Source organism: Tardiphaga alba, from assembly GCF_018279705.1.
Lineage (GTDB): Bacteria > Pseudomonadota > Alphaproteobacteria > Rhizobiales > Xanthobacteraceae > Tardiphaga > Tardiphaga alba.
Genome location: NZ_CP036498.1, coordinates 952,982 through 969,161, shown reverse-complemented (window position 1 = coordinate 969,161; position 16,180 = coordinate 952,982). Strand labels below are relative to the sequence as shown.

The following is a 16,180-nucleotide window of genomic DNA, read 5'->3' as shown; positions in this document are numbered from 1 at the left end:
TATCAGGGAGATTGCGATGACGACCTTCAACCAAGCACCGGCCTATTCCGGCTACATCCCGTTCAATGCGCCCCCGCCGGGCGGCTTCAGCCCGCAGGGTTTCGATTTCGGCGAGATATTCAAAGGGATTGCCGATCAGGCGATCAAAGCCCTCCCCGGCCTCTTGATCGGACTGCTATCGACCCATCCGACACTCGGACCGCAACTCAGATCGCAAGGCGCCAGCCCGCAATCCATCAGCGTCGGCATCAAGCTGTTCGACACATCACCGCGCGTCGATCCGCTCGGCTTCAACTTCGGCAAGATCCTGAAGGACATTGCCGATCAAGCCATACGCATGGTGCCCGGCCTGCTGATCGGAGCGCTATCGACACACCCCGTGCTCGGACCGCAACTGAAAAGCCAGGGCGTATCCACGCAATCCTTCATCAGCGCCGGCATCAATCTGCCGTTCCTGAGCGGCGGGTTCAGCGTGTTCGATTCGATGCCGGGCGTCTCTCCGCAGGGTTTCGATCTCGACGCGTTGCTCGGCATCGTCACGGACGAGGCCAAACGCGCGATACCGAACATCGTCAACGGCCTGCTGGAGCAGCTGCTACCACAGAGCGCGATACCGAAATTCCGCTGACATTCCCGATTGACCGCCATCACGGTTGCCGGCCCAATCGGACCTCACCAGATCGATCGGGCCGGTAACGGACGAACCATGACATTCAGCCAACAGCAACAGTTCACCGTGACGCCACGCGATTTCACGATGCCGCCCCATCAAGCGGTGGCCGTGATCAGACAGCAGATTGATGCGACGCCAGGTGCAGACTTTCTCGATTGGGATGCGAGCAATCGCATTGCCCTGATCGAGGCTACGGAAAGCGCAATCGCCAGGCTTCGTGCGAGTCTGGGCGACCGCTTTCTCATCGATGCCAACGCGCCGCTGCAATATTGACTGTCATCGTCGTGCGCTCCCGGAGCATGGGAGAGCGAAATGAGCGACACACACCCGGCCCCGGGGCCAGCGGGACAGACCACGCATGCCGCGGAGCCGAAGGAAATCGGAGGCCGGCAGAAGCAATATATGATCGGACGCCGCCGGATCGACGGCATCGTGCCGATGGCCGCGGGCCCCAACCTTTTCAATCCGCAAAAACTGGCGAAGCGCTTCGACGAACTTCCTGACTATGAGCTGGTCCGTGTCGTCGAATCCGAGAGTCAGGATGTGGATCTGATGGGGACATCGACCACGAGCAGCGACGACATCGTCGTTGTCAGGACATCATCGGCTGCGCGGGTCGCCGACATCGAAGCGATGCGTCAGCGCGACCCGACTCTGATTGTCGAGCGCGATCATTTGCTGGAGCATCTCGGCAGCTTCCAGCCTCAGTTCGTCAGGCCGTCGAACGTATCGATACAAGCGGCCCGGGCGCCGATTTCCGTCCGCTTTCATGTCCAGGATAGCGACGGTCACGGGATCGCGAATGCGACCGTGATTGTGTATGGGCAATTCGGCAACGAGGACAAAGGCGAGACCGACAATCAAGGCGACGTCACGATCAACGTCTATGGCGGCTATCTCAACATGACGGCGGCGCTTTATATCAAGCCGGCGGCGAACTACTGGGAGCACTTCGTGGAACGCCCGGAGCTCGACGCCAGCGGGGTCAACACGATCACACTGCAGCCGTTGGCGTCATATGGCGCAGCACGTTACGCGTCCCCCGCTGCCAATGGCCCCGCTTTCATCGGCTGGGGCCAGCGTGCGATGGGCATCCTCGGCCTTGATCCGCAACGCCAGACGGGTGTCGGCGTTCGCGTCGCCATCATCGACAGCGGATGTGACACCAATCATCCCGCGCTCTCCCATATCTCGATCGGGCGCGACTACACGAACCAGCATGATCGCAACCAGCCGGACACCTCCTCCTGGAGGGAAGATCAAATCTTCCACGGCACGCATTGTGCCGGCATCATTGCGGGGAATGGCCGCGACGGTCATATCCGCGGCTTCGCACCGCAGGCCGAAATGCATATTCTCAAGGTCTTTCCCGGCGGCGCCTTCAACAATCTCACTGCTGCCATCAACTACTGTATCGCCAACAGGATTCACGTGGTGAATTGCAGCCTGGGCGGAAGCCTGCGATCGGAGCTCGTCGAGCAGGCCATTCAGCGCGCGCGGCAGGCCGGCGTCGCCATGTTCGTTGCGGCCGGCAATTCAGGCACATCCGTGCAATTCCCGGCCGTCGTGCCCGGCGTGCTTTGCGTATCCGCGATCGGGCAGGCCGGCATGTTTCCCGGCGACACCTACCATGCCCGTACGATCCCCGACGGCGCCAATGTCTCGAACGGCCAGGTCTTTCCCGCGCGCTTTACATGCCACGGCCCTGAAGTGAGCGTCTGTGGTCCCGGTGTCGGAATCATCTCGTCGGTCCCGGGCGGCGGTTACGCCGCATGGGACGGGACATCGATGGCAGATCCGCATCTCACCGGCCTTGGCGCACTGCTCGCGGCACATCATCCTGCGCTGAGAAACGAGAAAGCGCGAAACGCGGCCTGGGTCGATCGCTTGTTCGGACTGATCATCGATGCCGCGCAATTCGTCGGCATGCCGCGCGACTATGCCGGCGCAGGCCTGCCGTCGTCTCCCACGGCACTGGGCATCAGTACTGCGCAACAGCCTTCGCCGGCGTCTGACACCCGCCAGTTCAGCTCGGATGCAATCCGCGACCTGATCCAGGCCATTCGCGACACCCTGCCGTCGGAGGCGAGAGCGCCACGCGGCCCTAACGCGTGAGACTATACAGCACGTTTTGACGTAAAACGGGATGCGCATCACAAGAGGCGGCCTTGCGGCCGCCTCTTTCGTTTCATGCCCGATACGCGACGAGCACCGCACCTGTCGCGATCAGGATGACGCCGAGCCAGTTCGGCAGCGACAGTTTCTCGCCGAGAAACAGCACCGCAAACACGGCCACGAAGACCACGCTGAGCTTGTCGATCGGCGCCACCCGCGCGGCATCACCGAGCTTCAGCGCGCGGAAATAGCATATCCACGACGCGCCGGTGGCGCAGCCGGACAGAACGAGGAAGATCCACGTTTTACCTGAAATGGTCGATGGCGACTGCCAGTTGCCGGTGGCCACCACCATAAGCCCGGCCGCAAACAGGATGACGATGGTGCGAATGAAAGTGGCGAAGTCGGAATTGACATTCTCGATGCCGATCTTGGCGAAGATCGCCGTGAGCGCAGCAAAGGCCGCGGAGAGGACGGCCCAAAACGGCCAGGTAAGGGTGAGGTTTTTCATGGGTAATGACCTGCGTGTAGCCCGGATGGAGCGCAGCGAAATCCGGGGACCGGCGATATGAGGAAGCTCTGATTCCCGGATTGCGCTTCGCTTCATCCGGGCTACAAGATCGAGCCAAACAAAAAGGGCGGCCTCGCGGCCGCCCTTTCATATTCAGGCTGTCACGCAGCTCACTCCGCCGCGATCTTCACGTCCGGAGCAGCTGCACGCACTTCGGCGTCCACCTGCGCTTCGAACTTGGCAAAGACCTCCTAAAACACACCGAACAGCTCTAGTGCTGACTAAGACTGCCCCATGACAATTGCCTTTGTCACCATTTCAAAAAGTTCTTGAGCATTGTTCGTACACCCCTGCCCGCCGTGACGCAGGGTCTCTTTTTTATGTTCCGGCTCGTTAGACGAAGCGTAGAAGAACAATGGCGTCAGATCTCCTTCGGTCCTCAATCTATCAAGCAGCACATAGCCCTCTCTTGGCCCTTCTTTTCTGCCCATATCCGAAATGATCGCCGCGTATTTTTTGGACGATAGCTGCTCTAATGCTTGATCGGTCGATAAGGCCAAGGTGAATTGCAGGCCGACAGCTTCGAAAGCCTGTCGCTCGTAAACATTATTTTGCGGACGATCGTCGACCCACAGAATATGATTTTTCCGGCCGTTGCCTGATCTGGATCGGCTTGGTCTAATCGCCTGAGCCGTTTCTACAATTTGTCCCAATTCGGCGGGAGATACGGCATCAGACTTCGTCGTCGCCGCAGTTAATGATGCAACAACGGCCATGCGCATCTTCACATAGTTCTGCTCATCCCTGAAATCGCCTGGACCAAACAACTTTTCATAGTGATGGCTTACCAACCAAGCGAACACAGCAAGTACGAGGACAGGAAAGACGACCAAGAAGCAGATCAATGGCATCCGCTCGAATGGCGTAAATGAAGCGGCAAAGATTGTCGTGAGTGATGCAAAGCCATACACGAGCACAATGAACAGCGCGATGATACCCAACGGGCTACGCGCTAGCGATTTTGCCGTACCGCCGAAATTCTGCAGTTGATCGCTCATAACAAAGCTCAACCTTAGAGAAATAAAACCAACGAAACAATCTCTGGATTAATCCGTTTACTTACCTGCTTGAACAGTGACGTTCAACAAAAAGGGCGGCCTCGCGGCCGCCCTTTCGTGTTCAGGCTGTGACGCAGCTTACTCCGCCGCGATCTTCACGTCCGGAGCAGCTGCACGCACTTCCGCATCCACCTGCGCTTCGAACTTGGCAAAGTTCTTCTGGAACATGCCGACCAGCTTGCGGGCCGTGGCGTCGAACTCGGCCTTGTCCTTCCAGGTGTTCACGGGATCGAGGATCTCGCTCGGCACGCCCGGCAGTGCGGTCGGGACCGCGAAGCCGAAATACTTGTCGGTGCGGAATTCGACGTTCCGCAGCGAGCCATCGAGGGCCGCCGTCAGCAGTGCGCGCGTGACCTTGATCGGCATGCGCGAGCCGACGCCATACTTGCCGCCGGTCCAGCCGGTGTTGACCAGCCAGCAATCGACTTTGTGCTTGGCGATGAGGTCGCGCAGCATGTTGCCATAGACGGATGGATCGAGCGGCAGGAATGGCGAGCCGAAGCAGGTTGAGAATTCCGGCTCCGGATCATTGCCGAGACCACGCTCGGTGCCGGCGACCTTGGCGGTGTAGCCGGACAGGAAGTGATACATCGCCTGCGCCGGGGTGAGCTTGGCGATGGGCGGCAGCACGCCGAAGGCGTCGGCTGCGAGCATCACCACGTTCTTCGGCTGCGGCGCGCGGCCGGTGCGCGAGGCGTTCGGGATGAAGTCGAGCGGATAGGCCGATCGAGTGTTCTCGGTCTTCGAGCCATCGTCGAAATCCGGCACCTTGGTATTCTCGTCCAGAACGACGTTTTCGAGCACGGCGCCAAAACGCTTCGACGCCGCATAGATCGCCGGCTCGGCTTCTTCCGACAGCTTGATGGTCTTGGCGTAGCAGCCGCCTTCGAAATTGAAGATGCCGTCCTTGCCCCAGCCATGCTCGTCATCGCCGATCAGCGTGCGCTTCGGATCGGCGGAGAGCGTGGTCTTGCCGGTGCCCGACAGGCCGAAGAAGATCGCGCTGTCGCCATCCGGGCCGACATTGGCCGAGCAATGCATCGGCATCACGCCCTTGGCGGGCAGATAGTAGTTCAGCGTGGTGAAGACCGACTTCTTCATCTCGCCGGCATAATAAGACCCGCCGATCAGGACGATCTTGCGGGCGAAATCGATGGCCACGACGTTCTCCGAGCGGCAGCCGTGACGTTTCGGATCGGCGCGGAAGCTCGGCAGGTCGATAATGGTGAGTTCAGGCACGAAGTCGGCGAGCGCGGCTGCTTCCGGGCGGATCAGCAGCGTGCGGATGAACAGCGAGTGCCAGGCGAGTTCGGTGAACACGCGGGTCTTGATGGCGAAGGAAGGATCGGCGCCGCCATAAAGGTCCTGCGCGAACAGGGTCATGCCTTCGGCGTGCTTCTTGAAATCGGTGTAGAGCGCTTCGAACTGCTCGGGGTGATCGACTGATTGCCGGCCCACCACATGTTCTCGGTGGACGCATCCTTGACCGTGAACTTGTCCTTCGGGCTGCGGCCGGTGAAGTCGCCGGTGTCTGCGCAGAGCGCGCCATCAGACGACAATTCGGCTTCGCCGTTCTTCAGCGAGTGCGCATAGAGCTGCGGCGCGCCGAGATTCCAGTTTACCGCTTTGAGGTTTTTGAGTCCGAATTTGTCAGCGCCATAGGCACTGTTGCGTACGCCCGTCTCTTGCACGGATAGTTCCTCCATAGAGTCCGCTGTTCGACTATGAAGTTGCCTCCAACCCCATATTGCAGCGGTAGCCGTCACTATAACCGGTCCGGCCTTGATCGGGCGATCTAATAGTGACGAAGATGTGAAAAGCCAAGCACTCCTCGCCCGGCTTGGTTACTTCCAAGCATGGCCATGGGTATGGCTCAACCATCCAAAGTGCGGGCCTGCTCTGCCAGTTCCTGAAGAACTTTTCTCAAGTCCATCGACGTGACGATCCGCCGCGGAAAATCCAGCCTGAGTGCACCGGACGTTTCGCTCTGCAGATCGATCCCACCGGGATCGCAGCCGGTGCAGCGCCAATCGCCTGCTTCTGCGCCAAGTAGTTTTGTTGCGTAGAGATTGAGCGCATCGCGGTGATCGGCGTTCATATGTTCGACAGCGCCTTCTTCCGCCTCCAGCACGCTCTCGGCGCCGCTGAGATCGGTGAGATATTGCTCAGGCGCAAGATCGATGATGCGACCAAAGCCGGCGACCAGGTGCAGCGATGTCGGCCTGACCCGGAAGAACGAGAAATCCTTAAAATCCACAAAGACTTGCGCCGTCGGGTGGACGCCGAGATAGCGCCGGCGAAGCAGATCGCGCTCGGTCTCATCGGCCTCCTCGGCGGTGCCACCGAGCATGATCCGGGCGCCTTCCAGGGGATCCCCCGGCGCACGCTCGTCCAGCATCAACGACACCCGCGGGTCCGCCAAGAGGTTCCGGGTATGCAGCGCCAGACGCGAAATCAGGAGAATCGGCGAACCGTCGGGATGGCTGGCCACGTTCACCAGCGAGCAGTAAGGGGCTCCGGTGCCGACGGTCAGGGTTGCAAGCGCGCCCTGCCTGTTGCGCCGCAAAAGCGATCGGGTGACGCGCGAGGGGTCGAAATCGGCGGTCGGCTGCATCATTAAATCCCGATAATCATTGCCAAAAACGGCTTTGCCTGAGGTTGCAACGGGCGTATATAAATGTGGAACCGGCGCCCCATTCAAGCGTTTAGGGAACTTGGCCACACTTCAGCCCAGCTTGCATTGCTGGTTGACTGTGTTCTTAAGGCCACCTCATACGGCGGAATATGCATCCCCCGCCGTACAGACCATCCCGCTTCGGAAAGCAGGCTCAATGCCCACAATCGCCTTGGTCGACGACGACCGCAACATTCTCACATCCGTATCGATCGCGCTGGAAGCCGAGGGCTACCGGATCATGACCTATACGGACGGTGCGTCTGCGCTGGACGGTTTTCGCACCAGCCAGCCGGACCTAGCGATCCTCGACATCAAGATGCCCCGCATGGACGGCATGGAAACGCTGCGTCGCCTGCGCCAGAAGTCGGACCTGCCCGTGATCTTCCTGACGTCGAAGGACGAGGAGATCGACGAGCTGTTCGGCCTGAAGATGGGCGCCGACGATTTCATCCGCAAACCGTTTTCGCAGCGCCTGCTGGTGGAGCGCGTCAAGGCCGTTCTGCGCCGTGCGGCCCCGAAGGATCCCGCGGCTGCGCCGAAGGAGACCGATGCCAAGGCGCTCGATCGCGGCCTGCTCCGCATGGACCCGGAGCGCCACACCTGCACCTGGAAGAACGAGGCGGTGACCCTCACCGTCACCGAATTCCTGATCCTGCAGGCGCTGGCCACCCGCCCCGGCGTGGTGAAGAGCCGCAACGCGCTGATGGATGCCGCTTACGACGATCAAGTCTATGTGGACGACCGCACCATCGACAGCCACATCAAGCGCCTGCGCAAGAAGTTCAAAGTCGTCGATGACGACTTCGAAATGATCGAGACGCTGTACGGCGTCGGTTACCGCTTCAAGGAAACCTGATCGCAGTTATCCTCTGTCGTCATGGCCGGCCTTGTGCCGGCCATCCACGTCTTTTCTCGCGGCGAAAGGCGTGGATACCCGGCATTCGCCGGGCATGACGAAGTGATACAGAGATGCCATGATCAATCGACAACAAGCGGGCAGTGTAGGCATTGCTGGATCGAACGCAGCCTGATGGACGACGGGACGCCGGCGGCTCGCCGTCGCAGAATTCCGATACGTCAGACGAGACCGCCATCGCCGGCTGGCGACGCCCGCTCGACTGGCTGCGCCGGGTTCGGCAGTTCTTTGTAGCGCTCACATTCTCCAGCCTCACGCGCCGCATCGTCTCGCTCAATCTCGCCGGCCTCTGCGCCCTCGTCGCCGGCGTGCTCTATCTCTCGCAATTCCGCGCCGGCCTGATCGATGCGCGTGCGCAGAGCCTGCTGACGCAGGCGGAAATTATCGCCGGCGCCATCGCCGCGTCGGCCACGGTCGAAACCAATACGATCACCATCGATCCCGACCGCCTGCTCGACCTCAAGCCGGGTGAAAGCTACGGCGCGCCGGACGAATTCAACAATCTCGATTTCCCGATCAATCCCGAGCGCGTCGCGCCGGTGCTACGCCGGCTGATCTCACCCACCAAGACGCGCGCGCGCATCTATGACCGCGACGGCGTGCTGTTGCTCGACAGCCGCAGTCTCTATGGCCGCGGCGACGTGCTGCGCTTCGAACTGCCGCCGCCGACCACCGAAAAGCCGGGCCTGGTCGAAAAGGCAACCATCGCCGTCCGCACCTGGCTCAATCGCGGCGACCTGCCGCTGTATCGCGAGCTCGGCCCGGAAAACGGCAATGGCTATCAGGAAGTGCAGCAGTCGCTCAGCGGCATGAAGAGCAGCATGGTGCGCATCAATGACCGCGGCGAAGTGATCGTATCGGTCGCCGTGCCCGTGCAGCGTTTTCGCGCGGTGCATGGCGCCTTGATGCTATCGACCCAAGGCGACGACATCGACCAGATGGTCACCGCCGAGCGCCTCGCCATCCTGAAAGTCTTCGCCGTCGCCATGGCGGTGATGGTCGTGCTGTCGCTGCTGCTGGCCTCGACCATCGCCGGCCCGGTGCGCCGCCTCGCCGACAGCGCCGAGCGCGTCCGCCGCCGCATCCGCACCCGCGTGGAAATCCCGGATTTCACCGACCGCCGCGACGAGATCGGCCATCTCTCCGGCGCGCTGCGCGACATGACCGGCGCGCTCTATAACCGTATCGAGGCGATCGAAATGTTCGCCGCGGACGTGTCGCACGAATTGAAGAACCCGCTGACCTCCTTGCGCTCCGCCGTCGAAACACTGCCGCTGGCGAAGAACGAGAACAGCCGCGGCCGTTTGCTCGAAGTGATCGAGCATGACGTCCGCCGGCTCGACCGCCTGATCTCGGATATTTCCGATGCCAGCCGCCTCGATGCCGAACTGCAGCGCAACGACGCGGCCCCCGTGGATATGCGGAAACTGCTGAACACGCTGACCGCCGTCGCCAACGAGACCAAGCTCGGTCATGACGTCGGCGTCGAAATCCGCTTTGACGGCGCGGCCAATGACGCCTTCTCGGTGCCCGGCCATGACTCGCGGCTCGGCCAGGTCATCACCAATCTCGTCACCAACGCCCAGTCGTTCTCGGAGCCCGGCGGCAAGGTGCGGATTGCCTGTCGCCGGCTGAAGGGAAAGATCGAGGTCGTAGTCGACGATGACGGACCCGGCATCGGACCGGACGCACTGGAGCGCATCTTCGAGCGCTTTTACACCGATCGACCGCATCAGGGTTTTGGCCAGAATTCCGGCCTGGGCCTGTCGATCTCCAAACAGATCGTCGAGGCGCATGGCGGTACGATCTGGGCCGAAAACCGCATCGGCGCCGCCAAACCGGACGGCGAGGTCCCGATCCTCGGTGCCCGGTTCGTCGTGCGATTGCCGGCCACGTGAGTCCCGCCCCGACCAGCGTGCATGCGTCGGCCGTCCTGATCGGCGATCGCGCCGTGCTGATCCGGGGGCCATCCGGTTCTGGCAAATCGCGGCTGGTCTTCGAGCTCATCCTGGCCAGCCAGGCCGGGCAGATCCCCGAAGCCATGCTGGTGGCCGATGACCGCGCCTATCTGGAGGCCAGCGACGGGCGCTTGCGGGTTCGCCCGGTTCCGGAGCTGGTCGGCCTGCTGGAGATACGCGGCCTTGGCATCCGGCGGCTGGATTGCGCCACGGCGGCCATCGTCGGGCTGGTGGTCGATCTGGACGCCCCCGATGCGGCTCGCCTGCCCGATGCCGAGGCCCTGCAGATCGAGCTCCATGGCATCCGGCTGCCGCGGATACCGGTTGAATCCAGCTTTAACCCACTACCATTGATAGTCGCCCACCTGACGACCGCGGATGGCATTCCGCCGCTGCGACGTTAGGCCGATTGCCCGAAGGGAATTGGTAACCATATTAGCCCACACTCGCCACTGAGTAGACCTGCAGGACCTCCCCCGACCAAGGTCGTATTTTAAGGGATTTTCGCGAAGAGCCCTCTTGCATGGCGGCTCTGGATGGTCAAAGTGGCCCTTTCGTGCGGTGCACCAATGCGCCCACGAGGAGTTTCCGATGATTGGTCTGGTACTTGTGACCCATGGGCGCCTTGCCGACGAGTTCAAGGCAGCGCTCGAACACGTAATGGGTCCGCAACAACAAATCGAAGCCGTCACAATCGGCGCGGAAGATGATTCCGACCTGTGTCGCAGCGACATTATCGAAGCGGTGAACCGCGTCGATAGCGGCGACGGCGTCGCGATTCTCACCGACATGTTCGGCGGCACGCCGTCGAACCTTGCGATCTCATGCATGAGCCGGCCCAAGGTCGAAGTGCTCGCCGGCATCAATCTGCCGATGCTAGTGAAGCTCGCCAAGGTCCGCGAGGAACGCACGCTTCCCGACGCGATCGCCATGGCGCAGGAAGCCGGCCGCAAATACGTGACCATTGCCAGCCGCGTGCTTGCCGGCAAATGAGCGACACCCTCTCCCGCGAACTGCCCATCACCAACAAGCGTGGCCTGCACGCCCGCGCCTCCGCCAAATTCGTTCAGATGGTGGAGAAGTTCAGCGCAGATATCACCGTCACCCGCAATGGCGAGACGGTCGGCGGCACATCGATCATGGGCCTGATGATGCTGGCCGCCGGCATCGGCACCAGCATCGTGGTGTCCGCCAAGGGCCCGCAGGCCCAGGAAGCGCTGGACGCGATCTCGCAGCTCGTGATCGACAAATTCGGCGAAGAGTAGTTTCTTTTCCCTCTCCCCTTGTGGGAGAGGGTGGATCGAACGCGCAGCGTTCGAGACGGGCGAGGGGTACCGCAAGCTCCGAGCCCAGCATTACCCCTCATCCGTCTTCGCTTCGCGAAGCCACCTTCTCCCACAGGGGGAGAAGGAAGGAAAACGGAGCTACTTCACCGCAGCCGGCGGCACGAAATACACGTGCCAGCGCGACGAGCTCCCGGCCTGCCCCTGGAAGAACCGCCGCGTCGAGATCACCACGCGCTCGGCGCCCACGGCATTCTCTTTCATCCATGACTCACAGATCTCGAACCGGGCATCGGTGGGATCGCAGATCCCGATATAACCGGCGCGCTTGATCTCTTCGAGCGACAGCAATCCGGCGTCGATCTTTTCGAACGGCATGTAGGGGAGCGGATGATCGACGCTATAGAAGGTCATCTGATCGGCCACCTCCACATAGCCGACCACCGCACTCCAGCGCGCATGCGCGCGGACATGCCACATCTCGGTGAGCTGCTTTGCGAGCTGTGAGTAGGAGACATGGGCGAAGTTGCCGTTCTCGTCGCGCGGCATGCTCGCAATGGCGATTTGCGGTGCGAGGCCCAGTACCGCGAGCGACAGAACGAGCCACACCGCCGCGATCCGCGGCAGCGCCACGCGCGGCATGCGCAGCGACGGAATGGCGATGACTGCGAGCGGCACCAGGAAGAACAGCGAAATGCCCCAGTCGGTCTTGATGTAGACATCGAAGATCAACGCACCGACCGGTGGGCCGATGGCGACGATGGCCTGGATCAGCCAGATATTCAGCGCATGATCTCGGTTGACCGACGGATTGTTCCGGATCGACCACGGCCGCACCACGAAGCCGCGCGGGTCCCGCACAGCGAGGGACCACCAACGGGGCGCCCAGGCGAGCACGGCGGCTGCAAGCGCCAGCGGCAACAGCAGCAGCGCGACATTGTGTCCGATGTAACCCCAGATCAGTTGCAGGCTCTGCCAGCGTGACGAAATGACGTAGGTGCCAGTCGCATAGCGGAAGGGCGCGAACTCCACGCCACGCACCCAGTCGATATGCGGGATCATCGCCGCCACCATGGTGACAATCGCCAGCCAGGGCGCTGGCGAGCGCAGGAACAGCATCCGCTGAGGATGGATCAGCGCGGCGAGGCCGATGGCGCCGATCATCGTCACCACCCAGTATTTGCACATCAGCGCCGCCGCAGCGGCGAGGCCCAGCAGCACGCCGGAGCGGATGGTCCGCTTCTCGAACGCATGCAGATAGGCCAGCACCAGCAGCGGCAGCGTGATCAGCTGCACGAGGTCGGCGTTGAACTTGAAGCCCTTGAAATTGAAGATCGGATAGAGCGCGACCATCACCAGCACGAAGAAGGCGCGGCGGCGATCCACCACATGCAGCGCGATCGCCCAGCAGGCGATCATGCCGATGCCGACCGTGGCCATGGCCAGCGCATAGGACGACCAGTCCGTCACCGGGAAGACGCTGAACCAGGCACCCGCAATCCAGCCCGACAGCGGCGGATGCTTGCCATAGCCGAGCAGGAACTTCTGCCCCAGGCATAGGCCTCGGCGACGTCGAAATGGACGTCCTGTGCCGCCTTCACCTGGGTCAGGATGGCCGTCCAGAGCACCGCATGCGCAATGGTAAAGCCGACCACCAATACCGGCGCCAATTGCGGATCGCTGGCCCAAGCCACCACACGCGCCCCGGCCCGGCGAAGCCTGGAAACGAGGCTACGGCGCTTGATGGGCGTGGCGATGGCGGGGGATTTGCGACTGCGTTCGGGCCTTTTCATGGGGCCCTGCCTAGCCTGTTTTCCCCGCAAGTGAAATCAGAATGGCTTGATCGCGACGTCGCCCCGAATAGCCCCGTGAAACCGCCGGAAAAGCCCCATTTCGGTTGCCGCATCAGGGCTCGGGATGCTATTGCGCGCGCATGACAACCTCCCCGATTTCCAACGTCCGCAACTTCTCCATCGTCGCCCATATCGACCATGGCAAATCGACCCTGGCCGACCGCCTGATCCAGATCACCGGCGGATTGCAGGCGCGCGAGATGAAGGAGCAGGTGCTCGATTCCATGGACATCGAGCGCGAGCGCGGCATCACCATCAAGGCCCAGACCGTCCGCCTGCATTACAAGGCGCATGACGGGAAGGATTACATCTTCAACCTGATGGACACGCCCGGCCACGTCGACTTCGCCTATGAGGTCTCCCGCTCGCTGGCCGCCTGCGAAGGCGCGCTGCTGGTGGTCGATGCCTCGCAAGGCGTGGAAGCGCAGACGCTGGCCAATGTCTATCACGCGCTCGACGCCGATCTCGAAATCGTGCCGGTGCTGAACAAGGTCGATCTGCCCGCGGCCGAACCCGACCAGGTCAAGAAGCAGATCGAGGACGTGATCGGCATCGACGCCTCCGACGCCGTGATGATCTCGGCCAAGACGGGCCTTGGCGTGCCAGACGTGCTGGAAGCCATCGTCACCCGCCTGCCGCCGCCGAAGGGCGATCGCGATGCGACACTGAAGGCGCTGCTGGTGGATAGCTGGTACGACGTCTATCTCGGCGTCGTCGTGCTGGTGCGCGTGGTCGATGGCGTGCTCAAGAAGGGCCAGCGCGTGCGCATGATGGGCACCAATGCGGCCTATGACATCGAGCGCGTCGGCTATTTCACGCCGAAGATGGTCAATGTGGACGAACTCGGCCCCGGGGAGATCGGCTTCATCACCGCCGCCATCAAGGAAGTCGCCGACACCCGCGTCGGTGACACCATCACCGACGACAAGAAGCCGATCACCGAGATGCTGCCGGGCTTCAAGCCCGCCGTGCCTGTCGTGTTCTGCGGCCTCTTCCCGGTGGATGCCGACGACTTCGAAACGCTGCGCGGCGCCATGGGCAAGCTGCGCCTCAACGACGCGTCGTTCTCGTTCGAAATGGAAACCTCGGCCGCACTCGGCTTCGGTTTCCGCTGCGGTTTCCTCGGGCTGCTGCATCTGGAAATCATCCAGGAGCGCCTCTCCCGCGAATTCGATCTCAACCTGATCGCCACCGCGCCGTCGGTGATCTACCACATGTATCTGACCGACGGCACCGAGCTCGAGATCCACAATCCCATCGACATGCCGGATGTGGTGAAGATCTCCGAGATCCACGAGCCGTGGATCGAAGCGACGATCCTCACGCCCGACGAATATCTCGGCTCCGTGCTGAAGCTGTGCCAGGAGCGCCGCGGCAACCAGAAGGAACTCACTTACGTCGGCACTCGCGCGATGGTGAAATACGAATTGCCGCTCAACGAAGTGGTGTTCGATTTTTACGACCGCCTGAAGTCGATCTCGAAGGGCTATGCCTCGTTCGACTATCACCTCACCGACTACCGCGCCGCGGATCTCGTCAAGATGCAGATTCTCGTCAATGCCGAGCCGGTGGATGCGCTCTCCATGCTGGTCCATCGCACCCGCGCCGAAGGCCGCGGCCGCTCCATGGTCGAGAAGATGAAGGAGCTGATCCCGCCGCACATGTTCGTCATTCCGATTCAGGCGGCGATCGGCGGCAAGGTGATTGCCCGCGAAACCGTCCGCGCGCTGCGCAAGGACGTGACCGCGAAGTGCTATGGCGGCGACATCAGCCGCAAGCGCAAACTTCTGGAGAAGCAGAAGGAAGGCAAGAAGAAGATGCGGCAGTTCGGCAAGGTCGACATCCCGCAGGAAGCGTTTATTGCCGCGCTGAAGGTGGATAGCTGAGGGCCTCAGATCCACGTAGAGCCGCCAACTTGCCTTACAAATCTACCTGCTGCTAAGTTTGCCCCAGCCTTGGGGCAGCCAGCATGCAAAAGCCACTGGTTCTGACATATCACGCGCGTGTTCGCATGGCGGAGCGGAAGCTCCCGCTGTCATGGGTTGAACAAACTGCCCATCATCCCGATTGGATTGAACCGGAACCGTCTGAGCCATCTGTCGAGCGCCGCTTTCGCGCTATTTCCGACTTTGGCGGGCGCGTTCTTCGTGTCGCATGCGTCGAGACAGATTCCCACATTCGGATTATAACAATCACCTTCGATCGTAATGCGAGGCGCAAGTCATGACTGATATGACCTACGATCCGGAAGCCGACGCGATCTATATTCGTATCGGCAAGGGCAAAGTGGACCAAACGGAAGAAGCCGGTCCTTTTATCTACGACCTCAATGCAGACGGGCAAATCCTTGGCATTGAAATCCTCTTCGTGAGCAAGATGCTGGCCCCAGGCAATTGGCAAAAAGCTCCTCTTCCAGGCACACGTTCATCCGACGCTGCCGAATAGTCTTCCATTCCATGAGGCTAGCCAGAACCGAAAACTCTACCGCTCTCGCAACGGCGGTCGAATGAACGGTTTCGCTCTCCCGGGTGACCTATGCTCTATGAGCGAAAACCGCAGTCCAGAGACCTGCTCCAGCCAGTCCGCGCGCGGCTACGACCGCGTGCGCGAATGGGTGGTCGATGGTTTCGCGCTGCTTACTGCCGCCATCGTGACCGCTCACTACGGTCTCAATGGCTTTCTCGCGATGCTGGTCGTCTTCATCGGCGCATATGTCGTGGCCCGCGTGCTGGGCGATGTCTTCTGGCGCAGCAGCCTGACATGGCTTTGCCTGCTCACGGGATTGATTTTGATCAGCACCCTGGTTCACACCTTGAGCACGATGCCATTGCTGTCGGCACTGCTACTGACATTGTTGCTGCCCGGAATTGCACAGGCCTATCTGATCTGGGCGCTGTGGCCGGCGACGGGCAGCCTGCTGCATCCACTGCCGTTGCTGTGCCTGGCATGGCTGATCGCGCTTGCGATCTGGGCATCCGAGCCCGGCACGCTCCGACGGCTGAAGTCCGCATGGGGCCTGGCACGCCCGAGCCGCTAGCATTGTGTGATATTCCGCCCGCCGCAACATCCGATGCAT

17 protein-coding genes and 1 pseudogene are annotated in these 16,180 nt (G+C 61.5%); 12 read left to right on the top strand and 6 right to left on the bottom strand.

Annotated features, from left to right (window positions below; all coding sequences use genetic code 11):
* Positions 1–16 precede the first annotated feature (16 nt).
* The 3 genes from RPMA_RS04595 to RPMA_RS04585 are packed head-to-tail and all read left to right on the top strand — an operon-like array spanning position 17 to position 2,788.
* Entirely contained in the window at positions 17–628 is a 612-nt protein-coding gene (locus RPMA_RS04595; RefSeq protein WP_211911740.1) for a hypothetical protein, read from the top strand.
* 9 nt (positions 629–637) lie between these two features.
* Positions 638–946 carry a hypothetical protein gene (locus RPMA_RS04590; protein WP_211911739.1) on the top strand — a complete coding sequence of 103 codons (309 nt, stop codon included), beginning with the start codon at positions 638–640 and terminating at the stop codon, positions 944–946.
* Positions 947–985: 39 nt separating this feature from the next.
* On the top strand, positions 986–2,788 hold the full coding sequence (locus tag RPMA_RS04585) for a S8 family serine peptidase (protein ID WP_211911738.1): 1,803 nt from the start codon (positions 986–988) through the stop codon (positions 2,786–2,788).
* A gap of 73 nt (positions 2,789–2,861) precedes the next feature.
* Here RPMA_RS04585 and RPMA_RS04580 read toward each other — a convergent pair whose 3' ends face one another.
* From RPMA_RS04580 to RPMA_RS04565, 4 genes and pseudogenes are all read right to left on the bottom strand, one after another.
* Positions 2,862–3,299 carry an EamA family transporter gene (locus RPMA_RS04580; protein ID WP_211911737.1) on the bottom strand — a complete coding sequence of 146 codons (438 nt, stop codon included), beginning with the start codon at positions 3,297–3,299 and terminating at the stop codon, positions 2,862–2,864.
* A 281-nt stretch (positions 3,300–3,580) separates the two neighbouring features.
* On the bottom strand, positions 3,581–4,357 hold the full coding sequence (locus RPMA_RS04575; protein ID WP_211911736.1) for a response regulator: 777 nt from the start codon (positions 4,355–4,357) through the stop codon (positions 3,581–3,583).
* Positions 4,358–4,495: 138 nt separating this feature from the next.
* Positions 4,496–6,108, bottom strand: a pseudogene (locus RPMA_RS04570) (phosphoenolpyruvate carboxykinase).
* A gap of 182 nt (positions 6,109–6,290) precedes the next feature.
* Positions 6,291–7,031, bottom strand: a complete 741-nt coding sequence (locus tag RPMA_RS04565; RefSeq protein ID WP_211911735.1) for a HugZ family pyridoxamine 5'-phosphate oxidase — start codon at positions 7,029–7,031, stop codon at positions 6,291–6,293.
* A 217-nt stretch (positions 7,032–7,248) separates the two neighbouring features.
* Here RPMA_RS04565 and RPMA_RS04560 point away from each other — a divergent pair, with 217 nt between their 5' ends.
* The 5 genes from RPMA_RS04560 to RPMA_RS04540 all read left to right on the top strand — a co-directional run bounded on the left by RPMA_RS04560 (position 7,249) and on the right by RPMA_RS04540 (position 11,233).
* Positions 7,249–7,950, top strand: coding sequence for a response regulator transcription factor (locus tag RPMA_RS04560; RefSeq protein ID WP_211911734.1), 702 nt, complete (start codon positions 7,249–7,251; stop codon positions 7,948–7,950).
* A gap of 152 nt (positions 7,951–8,102) precedes the next feature.
* Positions 8,103–9,908, top strand: coding sequence for a sensor histidine kinase (locus RPMA_RS04555; protein ID WP_211911733.1), 1,806 nt, complete (start codon positions 8,103–8,105; stop codon positions 9,906–9,908).
* Positions 9,905–10,372 carry an HPr kinase/phosphorylase gene (locus tag RPMA_RS04550; RefSeq protein WP_211911732.1) on the top strand — a complete coding sequence of 156 codons (468 nt, stop codon included), beginning with the start codon at positions 9,905–9,907 and terminating at the stop codon, positions 10,370–10,372. Before RPMA_RS04555 ends, RPMA_RS04550 begins: the two co-directional genes overlap by 4 nt.
* 187 nt (positions 10,373–10,559) lie before the next feature.
* Complete coding sequence (locus RPMA_RS04545; RefSeq protein WP_211911731.1) at positions 10,560–10,961, top strand: PTS sugar transporter subunit IIA; 402 nt, start codon at positions 10,560–10,562, stop codon at positions 10,959–10,961.
* Positions 10,958–11,233, top strand: coding sequence for an HPr family phosphocarrier protein (locus RPMA_RS04540; RefSeq protein WP_211911730.1), 276 nt, complete (start codon positions 10,958–10,960; stop codon positions 11,231–11,233). The genes RPMA_RS04545 and RPMA_RS04540 overlap by 4 nt, the downstream gene beginning before the upstream one ends.
* 159 nt (positions 11,234–11,392) lie before the next feature.
* Here the strand turns inward: RPMA_RS04540 and RPMA_RS04535 are convergent, their stop codons facing one another.
* On the bottom strand, positions 11,393–12,721 hold the full coding sequence (locus RPMA_RS04535) for a glycosyltransferase family 39 protein (RefSeq protein WP_328516557.1): 1,329 nt from the start codon (positions 12,719–12,721) through the stop codon (positions 11,393–11,395).
* Positions 12,718–13,044, bottom strand: coding sequence for a hypothetical protein (locus RPMA_RS28365; protein WP_328516556.1), 327 nt, complete (start codon positions 13,042–13,044; stop codon positions 12,718–12,720). Before RPMA_RS28365 ends, RPMA_RS04535 begins: the two co-directional genes overlap by 4 nt.
* 140 nt (positions 13,045–13,184) lie before the next feature.
* Here RPMA_RS28365 and lepA point away from each other — a divergent pair, with 140 nt between their 5' ends.
* The 4 genes from lepA to RPMA_RS04515 all read left to right on the top strand — a co-directional run bounded on the left by lepA (position 13,185) and on the right by RPMA_RS04515 (position 16,141).
* Complete coding sequence (lepA, locus tag RPMA_RS04530) at positions 13,185–14,990, top strand: translation elongation factor 4 (RefSeq protein WP_211911729.1); 1,806 nt, start codon at positions 13,185–13,187, stop codon at positions 14,988–14,990.
* An 83-nt stretch (positions 14,991–15,073) separates the two neighbouring features.
* Positions 15,074–15,331 (top strand): DUF4258 domain-containing protein, encoded by a 258-nt coding sequence (locus RPMA_RS28515; RefSeq protein ID WP_211911728.1) that lies wholly within the window; start codon positions 15,074–15,076, stop codon positions 15,329–15,331.
* On the top strand, positions 15,328–15,549 hold the full coding sequence (locus RPMA_RS04520) for a DUF2283 domain-containing protein (protein WP_211911727.1): 222 nt from the start codon (positions 15,328–15,330) through the stop codon (positions 15,547–15,549). The genes RPMA_RS28515 and RPMA_RS04520 overlap by 4 nt, the downstream gene beginning before the upstream one ends.
* Positions 15,550–15,646: 97 nt before the next feature.
* The gene (locus RPMA_RS04515) at positions 15,647–16,141 is read left to right on the top strand and encodes a hypothetical protein (protein ID WP_211911726.1); all 495 of its coding nucleotides are present in this window, start codon (positions 15,647–15,649) and stop codon (positions 16,139–16,141) included.
* The last annotated feature ends 39 nt before the right edge of the window (positions 16,142–16,180 follow it).

Bases quoted from the DNA above. Each gene is read 5' to 3' on its own strand.
- RPMA_RS04595 (WP_211911740.1), top strand. From the start codon at position 17: ATGACGACCTTCAACCAAGCACCGGCCTATTCCGGCTACATCCCGTTC.
- RPMA_RS04585 (WP_211911738.1), top strand. From the start codon at position 986: ATGAGCGACACACACCCGGCCCCGGGGCCAGCGGGACAGACCACGCAT.
- RPMA_RS04580 (WP_211911737.1), bottom strand. From the start codon at position 3,299: ATGAAAAACCTCACCCTTACCTGGCCGTTTTGGGCCGTCCTCTCCGCG.
- RPMA_RS04575 (WP_211911736.1), bottom strand. From the start codon at position 4,357: ATGAGCGATCAACTGCAGAATTTCGGCGGTACGGCAAAATCGCTAGCG.
- RPMA_RS04565 (WP_211911735.1), bottom strand. From the start codon at position 7,031: ATGCAGCCGACCGCCGATTTCGACCCCTCGCGCGTCACCCGATCGCTT.
- RPMA_RS04560 (WP_211911734.1), top strand. From the start codon at position 7,249: ATGCCCACAATCGCCTTGGTCGACGACGACCGCAACATTCTCACATCC.
- RPMA_RS04545 (WP_211911731.1), top strand. From the start codon at position 10,560: ATGATTGGTCTGGTACTTGTGACCCATGGGCGCCTTGCCGACGAGTTC.
- RPMA_RS04540 (WP_211911730.1), top strand. From the start codon at position 10,958: ATGAGCGACACCCTCTCCCGCGAACTGCCCATCACCAACAAGCGTGGC.
- RPMA_RS28365 (WP_328516556.1), bottom strand. From the start codon at position 13,044: ATGAAAAGGCCCGAACGCAGTCGCAAATCCCCCGCCATCGCCACGCCC.
- lepA (WP_211911729.1), top strand. From the start codon at position 13,185: ATGACAACCTCCCCGATTTCCAACGTCCGCAACTTCTCCATCGTCGCC.
- RPMA_RS28515 (WP_211911728.1), top strand. From the start codon at position 15,074: ATGCAAAAGCCACTGGTTCTGACATATCACGCGCGTGTTCGCATGGCG.
- RPMA_RS04520 (WP_211911727.1), top strand. From the start codon at position 15,328: ATGACTGATATGACCTACGATCCGGAAGCCGACGCGATCTATATTCGT.
- RPMA_RS04515 (WP_211911726.1), top strand. From the start codon at position 15,647: ATGAGCGAAAACCGCAGTCCAGAGACCTGCTCCAGCCAGTCCGCGCGC.